Here is a 14149-nt window from a genome sequence, read left to right on the forward strand (position 1 = left end):
ACATTAGCACAATTAAATTCAAAATCCAACTCAAAAAATTGTGACAAATGCAACAAACACATATCTTGTTAATTAATTTTAATTTATTTTTTATTTAAATAAGAAACGCTCATTCAGCTAACTAGTCATGACCTAATTGCGCTAATTCTTTACTTAATTGCTCCACTGGCGTTTGCATATCTTCTTTAAACCACATCTTCACCGCCGCTAATGTGCCAAAGATGATATAAGTCACTTGAAAATTGCTTAACTCATTGCCCTGCAAGCTACTAATTTGGTTCGCCAAGCGTGCTAAATCCCTTTCAAATTTTTCTGAAACGCTAGAATTGATCAAGATCAAACTGCGCTTCGGGTAACGCTTGATATAATTAAAAAAGCGCACGTAATAGTCATACATTGTTAACGGTTGATTATGATTATCCACTAATTGCGTTTGAATAAAGTTATCGATGATCGCAATCATCTCTTGTTCCATTGCTTCCAACACTTCGCTAGTATTGCGATAATATATGTAAAAAGTTGAACGATTGATGCCCGCTTTTTCACATAACTTCTTCACAGTAATTGTCATTAAATCACTATGTTGTAATAGTTCAATTAACGACGTTTCAATTGCTTTTTTTGTATATTCCACACGCCGATCTTGTGTCCTCATTTACTCTATAATCCCCTTAATTGCCAACAGATTGCTTCCCATTCAGCATTCAACTGGACTAGTAACTACTTTCATCCAGTTGTCGAATCCACCAAGTATCTAGCTAAACACTACTATTAGCTAAATTGTTCTTAGATTCCTGATTTTTCAACTACCTTTTTGCAAAATTTCCTATTACTTGTTAAACACTAATTGTTTTGATTGACATTACATTAGAATTCATTGAAATATCTTCAATGATATCAGAATAATTCATTTTACTAGGAATTTCAATCTCATATACATTAGTGTAAATGTGCTCGTCAGCATCTGCTTGTTGCACGTTAAAATTAACATCACGCACCGTAATATTATGCTGATTAAAATACTCCTGAATAAACTCTTTAGTTTCTTTCTTGTGATGATACTGTATCATAATTTTTTTGACGGGTGTAATATGCAAAACACGTTTTAAAAAACCTAACACAATAAAGACCACAATCGTGCCCGCAATGGCAATATCATAATTCCCCATTCCAATTGCCAAGCCTAAACCAGCAACCGTCCACAAACTAGCTGCGGTGGTTAAACCACGCACTGTATGATGATGCACCAAAATTGTTCCAGCACCTAAAAAACCAACCCCACTAACTACCTGCGCAATCAAACGCGCATCATCAGCGCGTAACACGCCCGCATAATGCGGATATCTAGCTGCCATGTTCAAAGCATTAAACCCAATCTCTTTTTGCATCATCGCAATTATACAAGCCCCAACACAAACTAAAATATGCGTTCTCACACCAGCGGAATGATTTTTTTGCTGGCGATTATAACCAATTAACCCCGCACAAAGCACTGCTAGCAGTAACCGCAAGATGATTTCGGTTAAAGGTAAATGTAAATCCATACGATTCTTCCTTTCTTCTATAAAATTTAGGTACAATGCTTTTAATTATACTCATTTTAACTGTGAATTTAAAATATTTATTATCGATTACATAAAAAAACGCTTTGCAAATTTTTTCTTTTGCAAAGCGTTCAGTTTAAACTTATTGATTTAAAACAACGGCGTTTCGATTGTTTCGACATATTCAGCCGTCGCCGGTTGATGGTAAAGATCCACACCATCTTTTTGACACAACTGAGCTTGGGCAATCTGTTGCATTTGACTTAACACAACTTGTGAAGTCAAATCTTGGGCCACATTCTTCAAAGTCAAAGAAACAATCTTGCCTTCTTGGGTAGTGAAATTCATTTTTAATACTTTCATCTGCTAACCTCCTAATTTGCCTGATCAAAAATTAATTGTGAATGGACTGTTAAAGCGGCATCAATTAAACTTGCCCCTGGATTTAAGGCCGCTAAGGCGCGACCGACAGTGGCGATTTGGTCATCACTCGGATCAGCAACCACATTCGTTAAATTTTGCTTGAATTGTTGATCACCATTACTTAAGTTAAAAACGAGACTACTATCTTGCCAATTACGTTGTTCTGCCATATTAATTCTCCTCCCTATTAATAGCAGTGGTTACCGGCCGGTAATTACTTGCTACACTATTAATAACGTTTCACAAAATAAAAACGGAACCAAATTAGTCAAAAGAATTTCCTTTTTGTAAAATTTATTCTATAATGTAGAAGGTAGTTATCTTATAGCTTCATAATTTTGGTTTCTAACTCGAAATTTTCATCAATAAAAAAGCCTACTTCAATAATAAGTAGACTTTTTTTATTGATGAAAATTATTGTTTGATTCCACAATTATAATAGTGGATTAGCTAGCTTTCTCGCTCAGCTGTCGTTACTGACGATCTCTTGTCACATCAATATGAATACAATTAACCATTACAAAAATCAGTAATATTAAGCATGAGACTTTAAAGCTCCACCGGTCAACTTTAGTTGGTTGATAAGTTACTGTCACTTGATTAGTGCGGCTAGTGGTCTGAACTGTCAATAATCCGTGTGTTGAACCATACGCGGGCACCAAATGCTGATTAAGTCGCACTTGATACAATGGTCCATAATAAATTAACGGTAACTGCACTTGCGCAGTTCGAGGTTTCGTTTGAAAGTGATACGTTAATTGATTTAACCCACCAACTGGGTAAAATAACTTTTTCTGATCATTCACGTATCCTTGTCCCCAAGGTAACATCTTAATGACCTTTTGTGCGGATTTAGGATAATAATCATTTGGAATTGGATTGTTGGCGTACTGAGCAAAATTAGCATCCGTTAAATTAATTTTATCCCAATTAAAACGGTAATTAACTACTTTTTGCATAGAATTTAAAGTGGCACCACAACTGAGTAGCAACACCAACGCAGTCATCACTAAGCGCCCGTTACGGGCCGTGATTTGTCCACATGCTTGTGCGGTACACCAAGTAATGCCAAGAGTATAAAATAAATTCAAGCGAAAAGGAAATTGCAACGTATTAATCACCGAATTTTTAAATAAGAACCAAGGAAAGCTCGGCGTCGTTAGCCAAAAGCTCACTAAGCTTAATGCAAAAATCACTTTCCAAGCGCGGGATAATTGGCGCCAACGCACAATTAGATACAGCAGTAGTAGCAAACTCAGGCCGAAAATAACAGGACCCGCGGTATGAGCCGGAAAGGTTAAATTATGCCATAAGGCTACTTTTTGCGCTCCCCAAGAGTAAGCCTTCATTTGGGTAGGAGCTACTTGCGTGGCTTTCAAACCACTGGGGGTCATTAAATAATGCTGGATAAATGGTCCCCAATACCAAACGCTTAGCCCCAAAGTCCAAAGTGTCGCCTTGAGATAAGTTTTAGTTTGTGCCCAACCAAGCGTACGCCGGATTACTAGTCCGACATACCAAACAATCAAACTCACGATGACTAACAACGTGGTCAAGACATGGCTAAATATCAAACCCACCATTGCCAAAATTAAAGCTTTCTTACCACCTTGTTGCCGAGCGATACAATAAAAGCTGGCAAAAGCGAGGGGCACAAACATCGTTGCCAAAAATTCGCCCAAGTCAAAGCGCGTATACAACACTTGCATGCGGTAAAAAGAAAAAGTATACAAAATGGCAAAACTGACGCTAACTAAGCGTTTTTTAGTGACCTTATAAGCCGCAAAATCACACAAAATTAAGCTCAATAAATTACAGAGTCCCACGTATACATAGAGCGCCAAGACCGGATGATGGGTTAATTTAATCAAAATCACTAGCGGATACAATAACTGCGCTGGATAAAATAGATTCACCAAATTACCGGTTTGCCCAAAAGTATGAGTCGCCAGGTAGGGAAATTGCGTGAGCTTCACTTGTAACAATTCACTCAAGCGTGCCATATGAAAACTAAAATCGTCGCCCCAAATAAACTTGCGGTACCGAAAATAAATATAACTAAAAACTAGCCCTAAAACTAGATATAGTAAACCGATCCACCAGTTGATGGACCCTTTACTTTTAGTGGTAGTTATCGTTACGGTTGTATTCATTATTTTAAGACAACCCGATTGGCTTTAATCCAGGCGCTATCAACAATATGATAGAACAAATCTTGGCCTATTTGGATTTGCCGATCAATTTGCAACTCCGTGCCATTATCCAATAATTGCTCTGGCAAATGATTAGCCACCGACTGATTTTCATCAATTTGCCATAACGTCACTTGCATATTATCTGGAATATTCACCGTGGCAGTGGCGTTAATTTGCTGTTCACTGGGACCATAGTCTTCTTCAATTTCTGGACGCAATTCTACATCACTAGCTCGCAACCATTGGTCACTGCCAATGTTATACAAAGTGGTATCGCCAACTTGCTTTTGGCGCAAATAATTTAGATACATCTTCGACCAAGCCGTGGTGCCTAATAACGGATGGTTATTTTCATCAACCACCGGGACACTATCACCTAGCTCGCCCAACACTTCCAATTTATTGCTCATTTTACGGGTGCGTAATTTTGAAACATGAACCATCTCTTGGAACTGTTCCACTGTTTGATAACGTAGTTCAATTTCTTGCACTTGATCTGCAATAAAGACTGGTTGTTGATCCGCTTCAACATCTAACTCTAATTTGGAAAAGTACAAATAGCCTTCAATTTGCGGGATTTCATATTCAATCACCGTTCCGACTTCACCTTGCAAAGTTTTGGCCGGCAATAATTCTTGACGTTGTAAATCTAAATACTTCACGACTGCTTGACCTTGTGTCATTAATTGGTCCTCCATTACAGTTTTTCACTATGGCAAAAGCTCAAAGTCACGACACCATCCCCAGCTAACTGAAACTGAGACAAAAAGGCTTTTCCATCAATTGAAACGAATATTTGCTTTTTTTAGTGTCCCAATCCTTTGAATTTTTAACCTTAGTCTCTTTATTATACCAAGCACAATTTATTTGCGTGCAAGATTATGTGGGAAATCTGAAAATTTTTCCCATAATTAAAAAATTGGATTCTCGACTGCCGCCAACATCACTGCTAATTTTCAACCTTAGCTAGTTTTTCAGCCGTCTACTAAAACATGGTATAATGTGCTTATCGGAGGTTCATATCATGAAAAAATATTTAACGTCGGCTTTAATTCTAAGCGCTAGTATTTTAACCTTAACTGGCTGTCAAACCAAAGATAATAGCACCAATAGTCAGCCAGCCTATCACAATTTGATGACTAAAGCTGATCACGCCGTTCAACAGCACAATTACGCTGCAGCTGATGCCTACTATCAGGCCGCCGGTGCTGTCAAAAAAGGTGATAAACAAGCTAATACCAAGCAACGCCAAGCTCATTATCTCAAGCTGGCCCAAAGCTACCAAACTAATTATCATTTTGCAGACGCCAAAAACGCCTTAACCAAGGCCAAACAAATTGACGCTGGCTCACAAAAATTGCACACCATCGCTCAAAAGCAATTGACCAAGATTAAGCATGTGCAAGCCAAGCGCCAAAGTTTTAATCAACAACTCGAACAAATCGAGCAAGCTAATGATCACAATCAATTTAATGATGCCTACCAACAAGCAGTTAAATTGTTAAAAACCAACGAATTTCACCAAAAGTATTATAGTGATCTGTATAAGCAAACTGTTGAAATTTTATTAAATAGCTCACAAAAACTGCAACAAAAGACTGGCGCAACAACCACAAACAACAATCAGAATACCAATTCAGCTAGTCATGCCAATTCTTCTAACGCTAATAACCAACAGGCTAATAATAGTGCAGCTCCCGGCGAAACTGATATCGTTAAAAATAAAACAGCTAACGGTAAACAAATCACCGCAGCTGATATTCAAAAAGCTCGTCAAGAATTAAGTTCCCAAGGCATTCAAGAAAAAGCGGCTAGCGATAGTGATATTATCCGTGCTATTCAAAAAGCTGCCGCGGATGGTCGGAGTAAAGTCACACCGAAAGATATTGATTCCTAAATGGAATTAAACGTATGTCAAAATAAAAGAGATTGCAATTACCAAAATGCAAGTTTGTCTCATGACAAATCTGCGGTTGGTTATTCCAATCTCTTTTTTAGTCTTTAATTTATTTACGTCCTAAACCTTCCATCGGAGCTGGATGATGTAAATAATCATTAGCCGCCGTTTGATCAGTAAAATCAATCACCTGTAAAAATTCTGTTAACAAGGAGCGTTGCAAACCGCGCGGAATCTTGAGTTCATCCATTTCTGCTGGGTCTAGTTGATAGCGAATATTCTGTTCTTCACCTAACTGCACTTTATCTAGCCATAATGGTTCCCGAATTAATTCTCGACCGAGCGCCGCAAAACTCGCGCCACTCGCTAAAGCTTGATCAGCATCTTGCGGTGTCGCAATCGATCCCACTTCAATTAACGGCTTGCGCCTATTAAGCACCTGCAAAATCTTTTGGTTCAATGGCTCTAAATCCGCAGTATCATTTAAAGACGTTCGTTGATAATTACCCATCGAAGTATGAATATAATCAATTGGTTGTTGGGCCAATTGATCAATCAACTGCAATGTATCAGCAATTTGAATACCAGGTTTTTCAATTTCTTCCGGCGAAATGCGATAACCCAAAATAAATTGCTCATTACCATAACGTTCAATTACTTGCCGAACTTCTTGGATCACTGCTAGAGGAAAATTCATACGCTTAGCTAACGAACCACCCCAATGATCTTGACGCCGATTAGAATGTGGTGAAAAGAATTGTTGTAGTAGATAAGTATTCGCACCGTGTAATTCCACACCATCAAAGCCTGCTTGAATGGCGCGCCGTGTAGCCGCACCAAAGTCTTTAATCACCGTATCAATTTCTGCTTCACTTAAAGCCCGTGGCACTTGCGAATCACTGCGCGTGGCAGCGATGGCACTAGCACTGACCGGTTGTTGACCCCGCAAAATCTTACTATTAGTCATCCGCCCAGCACTAAAAATCTGCAAAATTGCTTTCGAACCTTTGGTTTTAATGGCACTTGCTAGTTGTTGTAAACCAGGGATGAAGCGATCATCAGCGACCGATAATTCACCTTCAAAACCTTTACCCAAGTCATTAACATTTGCAACTGCGGTAATGACCATTCCTGCTCCTGAACGTTGCCGGTAATATTCAATTTCATCATTCGACACGGAACCATCATAAAAACTAGATTTCGTTGTCATTGGCGCCATGACAATGCGATTTTGAATCGTTACCCCAGGCTTCAAGTCCATTGGTTGTAAAAATAAATGTTCTGTCATCATTAACCCCCTACATATTCACATCTCTCATTATGCAAGCAGTTTTAGTTAAAACAAGTAGGTACTTTTTTGTTCCTATCATTTTTTACATTTTTTCAAACCCGGTCGGCTCTGGATGCAGTAATTCAATCTCTTGTCCTGCCTGAATTTGCCGTTGAATTAGCTTTTCTCCCCAATCTGACATCGCCAACAAAATGGTCCGCAAACTTTTGCCTTCAGCAGTTAAACAATACTTCACCTTAGGGGGTACTTGATCATAAGAACAGCGTTCAATTATCTGATCTGCTTCCAACTCTCGCAATTGTTTCGTCAATATTCGTTGTGAAATTTGCGGAATTTTCCGCCGTAGTTCACCCGTTCGTAGTGGTCCCATGCCCAAATGACATAAAATAACGGGTTTCCATTTACCACCAATCACATCAATCGTCGCTTCTACTGCTAAATTGTAACTTTTTTTCATCTTGACGATTCCTTTCTATAATTTCCAAGATGCATCTCAAAATTATAATAACTATTTTTAATAAAATGTCTAAAATGCTGGATTTTAGCTATGCAATAGCAAATAACTATCTTTTTTAATTATTTTTTGAGCTAAAAATTATATTTATCGTTTTAATTGTACTAGCATAAGGTCTGAAAAGGAGATCAAGGTTTGAACTATTAGTGATTGCCGTTGGCCGCGATGACGCTGGCTTATTAGCGGTCAGTCTTGTTTAACTGGCAGACGGCTTTGGATAAAGGAGATCTTCTTATGCGACGTTTCAAACATTGGTTATTTTGGCTAGAATTTATTAGTACCTGCTTTTGTCTCATCAGTCATCCCAACACCATTTTAGCCGATAGCATTGGTGAAGAAGATCCTAATCAAGTTGATTTTTCGGATAATGATTTAACACAACTCCCACCAGACTTTCAACCGTTATCTAAGCTCAACAACGCACACGAAGTTTCACCAACCAGTGCGCCTATTGCTGATAACACTTATACTTTTCGTCCTACCTTTACCCAACAAACACAAACTGATTTTACCGCCGATTCCGATACTGATGCCCAAATTTCTGAAGTATTCAATGATCCTCAAATGAATGGCAAGCCATATTTGAAGCTAACTGCTCAAAATCAGGCCACTAAAATTGGCGCCACGACTACCTTTAGTCACGTTGGAACCTTTCAAGGTCAAGCTTTAGATTTGAAAATTCATTCAACTTTTAACTTGCCGGGTACTAGTAGCGAACGTTATGGCGCAATTGGCATTGCCGCCAATGATTTTTTGAATGTTCATCTCAGAGCCCGCGGAATCGGTTGGTCAGCTACTAATCAAATCCGTTTTTATAAAACTGGCACCAATCAGTTGGTCAACGTTCAAGGCTATTGGAACTTTTTAGGCATTAATAAAGCTAAAGTTTTAAATATTGATAGTGATGCCTTAGATAATCAGCAAGACCAACTTTATTATCCGGCTAACTCCACTTTCGGCTACCGCCATCTAGCTGGGCAAGCCTATCAATTCATGAGTCAGGAAAAAGCGGGCAAAATGGATAATCCGTTAACTCTGCGCTACCGCTCCACCCCCAGTACCAGTTTCACTTACAGTTTTGCTGATCCCACAGGTAATGAAGAACGGGCTTCAGTCGGGATTGATTATACTAATCAAAATTTATTTTCTTATGCGCCACCCAAACCCACCAAAACTGGGCTCACTGCAAGTGACTTTAGTGCGCCCAACAATGCACTTTATCGTGTGCAACAAAATATTCCCAATGCGACTACGGTCGCCAAAGCTTATAACAGTTTCCAAATTCAAGATCAATTAAACTCCCATTTAATCATCGATCAACAAAATACTCGCGTGGTGGACCAAAATGATCACGTCGTTTCCGGAGCTGGCAAACTATTTCACTTAACTTTTGGTCCTCATAATCAAATTACGGCCACCGCTGATCCCACAGCTTTACAAAATCTCACCGACCCCAGCCAAGCCAATTATTTTTACGATAACAAGTATGTACTCAAAATTTACGGGCAACTTGATCCTAAGCAAGCACTCGATGATTTTCCCAGTAGCGTCGGCACTGATCAAAACACTTACTATGGTGTGCCTAATACTGCTCAAGTATTGCTGAATCAAAACGCAACTGCTACCCCACAAGCCACCGCACAAGTTCTGAGTCCTAATAATTGGTGGTATATCAAAGATCAAACTCTCTATATTCGCGATAATGCTGTGGGCCAATACGCGGGGATGCCACCTTGGAGTCCGCAAAGTTATAATGTGACACAAGTCCACTTTGGGCAAAATGTCACTTTAAATAATACCCAACAATTTTTAGCCCAGATGTCCCAATTAACCACGGTTACTTTGCCTAGTGATCTGAATACTAGTCAAGCTACCAATTTTTCTCAATTTTTTAGTGGCGACCGTCATTTGGAACAAATCAACGGCCTAGATCATTTAAATTTCACTCAAGCCACGAATATGGCGGGGATGTTCGCGCAAACAGGCCTGGATACTTTAACTTTGCCTAGTAACTTTCAGCAAGCGATCCAAGTGACTAATTTTGATGACTTTTTGACCAATAATCCCCAGCTCACACTCTTAAATTTAGCAACTTTAAAGATGAATCCGGCAGCAACCACGGTGGACTTTTTCGCGAATGATACAGGTTTAGCCAGTTTGACTTTAGGAGCAGACAACAACTTTCTACCTAACACACAAACTAACTTAGCTGCGCTACCACAAGATGACCAGGCTGGCAGCCTGCAAGGTAAAACCGGGAAATGGTTGCACCTTGCTAGTGAGCAAACGTATCATTCTAACGAACTCATTGCCCAATACCAAAGTGACAATCCCCAACATACAAAACAAGCTGCCACTTATATTCCCCAAGTTGGCAACTTATTATACTTGACCCAGATTCCCGCTGATTTAACTTTTGGTCCAATCATCGCTGACAGTAGTTTACTAACCAAGCAATTAAAACCTAATCAAAACCCGCAACAAAACGTGAGTGTCACAGATTTACACGCCAGTTCAATTCAAGGTCAAAATTGGAATGTGCTCATTACTGCTACTGCCTTTACGCCTTCGTCCCAATCCTTACAATTGCAGCTCAATCACCACAACTTAACAACAGATCAACCGTACGAGTTAAATCCCCGCAAGCAAACTATTCACAATCAACAATTCACTTGGGATTTAACGGCTGATTCTCAAGCTGGTTTTACCTTGCAATATGTTCCCGCTACTTTAACAGGCGGCCATTATCAAGCGACGATTCAATATACTATTAAGAATAGCCTCGATTAAGACTCAGGAGTGAAGTGCAATTTTAAAGACGTATAATTTAACAATACTGAACTGGTGACGACTGATAGCGAGCTTAAAGCCATAGCCAAGCCAGCCAAGACAGGGCTTAAACTCAGCCCCCAAAAACTAAAACAACCAGCCGCAATCGGAATGCCTAACAAATTATAAATAAAGGCCCAAAATAAATTAGCCTTAATCCGCCGAAAGATTTTTTGACTCAACACTAAAGCGCGTACCACGTCTTGCAAGTCATTTTTTAATAACACAATCCCTCCAGCCGCAATCGCAACGTCCGTTCCCGAGCCCATGGCAATCCCTACATCTGCTTGGGTTAAAGCCGGAGCATCATTAATACCATCACCAATAAACGCTACCGCGTTGTGCTTTTGTAACTGGGCAATAGTTTGCGCTTTTTGTTTGGGCAACACTTGCGCAATCACTTTTTGCACTCCTACTTGCTGACCAACAGCTTGGGCAACGCTGGAATTATCTCCTGTCAGCATTACAGTTTGGTAATGATGTTGCTTCAACCAATGAAAGACTGCTTGGGCATTGGCTTTTGGTGGATCTTGTAGCGCAATCACGCCCTGAACTTGCTGAGAAGTGCCGACTAACACCAAAGTTTTAGCTTCTTGTTTTAAGTGATTGATTTCTTGTGACCACGGATTTTGGGCGTGAGTAAATAAGGCTTCACTGCCGACTAACACCGTTTGATCTTGTACATCACCCTGCAATCCTAAGCCCGGTAATGTCTTAATAGCCGTCGCTTCTAAGGGTGCTATTTGCGCTTGACGGGCTTTGGTAACAATAGCTTGCGCTAGTGGATGGTCTGATTGCTTCTCTAAAGCTGCCGCTAACTGCAATACTTGCTTGCTATTGCCTAAAACGTCAACGACACGGGGCCGTCCTTCTGTGATCGTCCCCGTTTTGTCAAAAACTAAGGTCTGCACCCGATTGACAGCTTCCAAAACAGTACCGTTTTTAATTAAAATACCCGCTTTAGCGCCTAAACCAGTACCGACCATTAATGCCGTTGGCGTCGCCAAACCTAACGCACAAGGACAAGCAACGATAATCACGCTCACCGCATAAGTTAAAGCTTGCGTGACACTAGCTTTTAGTCCAACACTCCAAACCCAAAACGTCAATAACGCAACAATTAAGACGACAGGGACAAAGACATTGGAAATTCGATCCGTTAATTTTTGAATCGGTGCCCGGCTAGTTTGCGCTTGTTTCACTAAAGCAATAATTTGGGCTAAAAAAGTTTGCTCTCCCACTTTTTGGATTTGTACTTCTAGACTATTATTGCCATTAATCGTGGCCCCAATCACTTGATCACCGACAGTTTTAGTAATCGGTAAACTTTCACCGGTAACCAAAGATTCATCTATAGTTGAAGTTCCTTGAATGATTTGACCATCTAAAGGGACCTTGGCTCCCGGCTTAACTAGAACCACGTCCCCCACTTGTAAAGTGGCTAGTGGCACTTCTTGCCAGTGACCATTTTGCTGTAACAAAGCTGTCGGTGCTTGCAAGTCGAGTAACTGATCCACAGCACTAGCGGCTTTTTGTTTCATATGCTCTTCTAAGACTTGGCCTAACAAAATAAAGACCACGATAAAAGCCGCGCTCTCAAAAAAGACCGCGTGCTTCGTTAAAAGCGCATAGACACTATATAAATAAGCTGTCGCTGTCCCGATGGCAACCAACGTATCCATATTGGCATGGTGCAACTTCAATGCCGCCCAAGCACTTCGGTAAAAAGGCCCCGCCGCAAATAATAAAATAATGGTCGTGCAACCAAAGCTAAGCCAGTCAGCTCCGTCAATCATAATGTGTCCCAGCATGAGAAGCATCAAAATTAACAACGGAATTGAAAAAACTACGGCTATCACAAAGCGTTGTCTTAGATTCAACTTCATCTTTTCACCCCAGTTTATTTCACCACAATCTTGCCGTGAAACATTTGCATCCCACAGGAGTACTCAAATTCCCCAGCTTGATCAGTATTAATGGGAATCGTCACCGTTTGATCTTGTGGTAAATGTTGCTTAATACCCCAATCACTAAAAATCACTTCTTCTAAACAGCTGGACGGATCTTTACGAACAAATTCCAACTGTGCTGGTAAATCTTTTTGTAAAGTGACTACTTCAGGTTGGAAGCCGCCGTCGACCTTAATTTTAGCAACCTGGGTCTGTCCCTTAATTTGTGCCGTTTCTTTAGACGTGGTTCTTTGCGCAAAGAACCACCAACTAATTAAACCAATTAAACCTACGACGATGATTGTAATGATTACTTGTAGCATAACTTGCACCTCCAATTTTAATTTACAAATGTAATATAGCACCAAAAACTACAATTGTAAATTTTTAAAACTAGTCATTTGCTCATTGTTCAACCCTATTATTTTCCTCCACTTCTCACTGACAATTCATACTCTGGCTTAATTAAACCTTCGTTTAGTGCTAAAATGAGTTGGATACTCAGATCAAAGCATGCGAGGTTAATTATATGATTAAAGCAACGCCGATGACTGATAATTTAAATATTATTGTTACCAAAAATTTAACACTGGATGACCGTAAGCAACTCCAAGAATTTTACCAAATCAAACCGGACATTATTAATTACGTCACCGACTTAGATGAAAATCCCAATTACGACTATGATCCGTTATATCATACGCAATTAATTATTATCCAAATTCCCAAATTGTTAGAAGCCAAAGATTTACAATACACGACCCAACCCGTTGGTTTGTTATTATTCCGCGAAAATTTGTTTACTTTTAATCCAGACAATAGTATTTATTTCGATCAGGTAATTCAGCAAGTTGTTAATAACCGGCCCCAATTAGAACCCCAACAATTAATTTTAAATATTATTTTAAAGTTGATGGATAGCTTTGTGCCGATCATTCATAAAATTACCCAAAAAAGAAATCAATTGGCACATACCTTACGCCAAAAGATTAAAAACAGTGACTTAATTGCGTTATCCTTCTTGCAACAAACCTTAAGTTTATTCTACAGTGGCATTTCCTTAGACGTCAGTGTGATTAAACGCTTGCCTCAGACCCAATTTGTCAAGCACATCAATGAAACCAAAGCCGTCAATGCCGCTTTAATTGATGCCTTAGTTGAAGGTCAACAGGTGCAACAAATGGTAGAAACTGAATTGGGCGTTGTCGAACAAATCTCGAGCACTTTTAATGTAATTGCCAACAACAACCTGAACAGCACCATGAAACTATTAACCGTCTGGTCACTAACCTTAACGATCCCTACGGTAGTTACCGGCTTTTACGGGATGAATGTTGAATTACCTTTTGCCAAATTACATAGTGCTTGGTTACTAATCATTGGCATTATCATCTTGTTGTCACTTTTATTATTACTGTTATTAAAACAACACAAAAAATTATAAGCTGTGCGCACAATTGCTGGCTGAAAGCCCTTCATAACAAGCAAAAAGGAAATGTTCTGGTAA

The 14149-nt window shown here is 39.6% G+C and carries 13 protein-coding genes; 3 read left to right on the plus strand and 10 right to left on the minus strand.

Annotated features, from left to right (window positions below; genetic code table 11):
• Positions 1-121: 121 nt before the first annotated feature.
• The 6 genes from AC3B6Y_RS03080 to AC3B6Y_RS03105 all read right to left on the minus strand — a co-directional run bounded on the left by AC3B6Y_RS03080 (position 122) and on the right by AC3B6Y_RS03105 (position 4845).
• Positions 122-655, minus strand: coding sequence for a TetR/AcrR family transcriptional regulator (locus tag AC3B6Y_RS03080; protein ID WP_489756680.1), 534 nt, complete (start codon positions 653-655; stop codon positions 122-124).
• Between the two features lie 181 nt (positions 656-836).
• Entirely contained in the window at positions 837-1544 is a 708-nt protein-coding gene (locus AC3B6Y_RS03085) for an MgtC/SapB family protein (protein ID WP_489756681.1), read from the minus strand.
• A gap of 150 nt (positions 1545-1694) precedes the next feature.
• Positions 1695-1907 (minus strand): DUF2922 domain-containing protein, encoded by a 213-nt coding sequence (locus AC3B6Y_RS03090; RefSeq protein WP_489756682.1) that lies wholly within the window; start codon positions 1905-1907, stop codon positions 1695-1697.
• Positions 1908-1918: 11 nt separating this feature from the next.
• Positions 1919-2137: a DUF1659 domain-containing protein gene (locus tag AC3B6Y_RS03095; protein WP_489791350.1), complete on the minus strand. Its 219-nt coding sequence runs from the start codon at positions 2135-2137 to the stop codon at positions 1919-1921.
• Positions 2138-2440: 303 nt separating this feature from the next.
• Positions 2441-4120, minus strand: a complete 1680-nt coding sequence (locus AC3B6Y_RS03100; RefSeq protein WP_489791351.1) for a hypothetical protein — start codon at positions 4118-4120, stop codon at positions 2441-2443.
• Complete coding sequence (locus tag AC3B6Y_RS03105; RefSeq protein ID WP_489756685.1) at positions 4120-4845, minus strand: MucBP domain-containing protein; 726 nt, start codon at positions 4843-4845, stop codon at positions 4120-4122. Before AC3B6Y_RS03105 ends, AC3B6Y_RS03100 begins: the two co-directional genes overlap by 1 nt.
• 341 nt (positions 4846-5186) lie before the next feature.
• Here AC3B6Y_RS03105 and AC3B6Y_RS03110 point away from each other — a divergent pair, with 341 nt between their 5' ends.
• Positions 5187-6059, plus strand: a complete 873-nt coding sequence (locus AC3B6Y_RS03110) for a hypothetical protein (protein WP_489756686.1) — start codon at positions 5187-5189, stop codon at positions 6057-6059.
• A gap of 109 nt (positions 6060-6168) precedes the next feature.
• Here AC3B6Y_RS03110 and AC3B6Y_RS03115 read toward each other — a convergent pair whose 3' ends face one another.
• Together AC3B6Y_RS03115 and AC3B6Y_RS03120 are read right to left on the minus strand one after the other, a co-directional pair.
• Positions 6169-7347: an NADH-dependent flavin oxidoreductase gene (locus AC3B6Y_RS03115; protein WP_489791352.1), complete on the minus strand. Its 1179-nt coding sequence runs from the start codon at positions 7345-7347 to the stop codon at positions 6169-6171.
• A gap of 85 nt (positions 7348-7432) precedes the next feature.
• A complete protein-coding gene (locus AC3B6Y_RS03120; RefSeq protein ID WP_489756688.1) occupies positions 7433-7807 on the minus strand; it encodes a winged helix-turn-helix transcriptional regulator in 375 nt (124 codons plus the stop codon).
• 291 nt (positions 7808-8098) lie between these two features.
• Here AC3B6Y_RS03120 and AC3B6Y_RS03125 point away from each other — a divergent pair, with 291 nt between their 5' ends.
• Positions 8099-10654, plus strand: a complete 2556-nt coding sequence (locus AC3B6Y_RS03125) for a hypothetical protein (protein ID WP_489791353.1) — start codon at positions 8099-8101, stop codon at positions 10652-10654.
• Here AC3B6Y_RS03125 and AC3B6Y_RS03130 read toward each other — a convergent pair.
• Positions 10651-12573, minus strand: a complete 1923-nt coding sequence (locus tag AC3B6Y_RS03130) for a copper-translocating P-type ATPase (protein ID WP_489791497.1) — start codon at positions 12571-12573, stop codon at positions 10651-10653. The genes AC3B6Y_RS03125 and AC3B6Y_RS03130 overlap by 4 nt on opposite strands.
• Positions 12574-12593: 20 nt before the next feature.
• On the minus strand, positions 12594-12965 hold the full coding sequence (locus AC3B6Y_RS03135) for a cupredoxin domain-containing protein (RefSeq protein ID WP_489756690.1): 372 nt from the start codon (positions 12963-12965) through the stop codon (positions 12594-12596).
• Between the two features lie 206 nt (positions 12966-13171).
• On the opposite strand from AC3B6Y_RS03135, the gene AC3B6Y_RS03140 reads away from it, so the two are divergent.
• The gene (locus AC3B6Y_RS03140; RefSeq protein ID WP_489756691.1) at positions 13172-14086 is read left to right on the plus strand and encodes a magnesium transporter CorA family protein; all 915 of its coding nucleotides are present in this window, start codon (positions 13172-13174) and stop codon (positions 14084-14086) included.
• Positions 14087-14149: the final 63 nt, after the last annotated feature.

The sequence above is a fragment of the Bombilactobacillus sp. ESL1092 genome, assembly GCF_058107465.1.

Coding starts and splice junctions, on each gene's coding strand:
- AC3B6Y_RS03080 (WP_489756680.1), bottom strand. CDS start 655: ATGAGGACACAAGATCGGCGTGTGGAATATACAAAAAAAGCAATTGAA.
- AC3B6Y_RS03085 (WP_489756681.1), bottom strand. CDS start 1,544: ATGGATTTACATTTACCTTTAACCGAAATCATCTTGCGGTTACTGCTA.
- AC3B6Y_RS03090 (WP_489756682.1), bottom strand. CDS start 1,907: ATGAAAGTATTAAAAATGAATTTCACTACCCAAGAAGGCAAGATTGTT.
- AC3B6Y_RS03095 (WP_489791350.1), bottom strand. CDS start 2,137: ATGGCAGAACAACGTAATTGGCAAGATAGTAGTCTCGTTTTTAACTTA.
- AC3B6Y_RS03100 (WP_489791351.1), bottom strand. CDS start 4,120: ATGAATACAACCGTAACGATAACTACCACTAAAAGTAAAGGGTCCATC.
- AC3B6Y_RS03105 (WP_489756685.1), bottom strand. CDS start 4,845: ATGACACAAGGTCAAGCAGTCGTGAAGTATTTAGATTTACAACGTCAA.
- AC3B6Y_RS03110 (WP_489756686.1), top strand. CDS start 5,187: ATGAAAAAATATTTAACGTCGGCTTTAATTCTAAGCGCTAGTATTTTA.
- AC3B6Y_RS03115 (WP_489791352.1), bottom strand. CDS start 7,347: ATGACAGAACATTTATTTTTACAACCAATGGACTTGAAGCCTGGGGTA.
- AC3B6Y_RS03120 (WP_489756688.1), bottom strand. CDS start 7,807: ATGAAAAAAAGTTACAATTTAGCAGTAGAAGCGACGATTGATGTGATT.
- AC3B6Y_RS03125 (WP_489791353.1), top strand. CDS start 8,099: ATGCGACGTTTCAAACATTGGTTATTTTGGCTAGAATTTATTAGTACC.
- AC3B6Y_RS03135 (WP_489756690.1), bottom strand. CDS start 12,965: ATGCTACAAGTAATCATTACAATCATCGTCGTAGGTTTAATTGGTTTA.
- AC3B6Y_RS03140 (WP_489756691.1), top strand. CDS start 13,172: ATGATTAAAGCAACGCCGATGACTGATAATTTAAATATTATTGTTACC.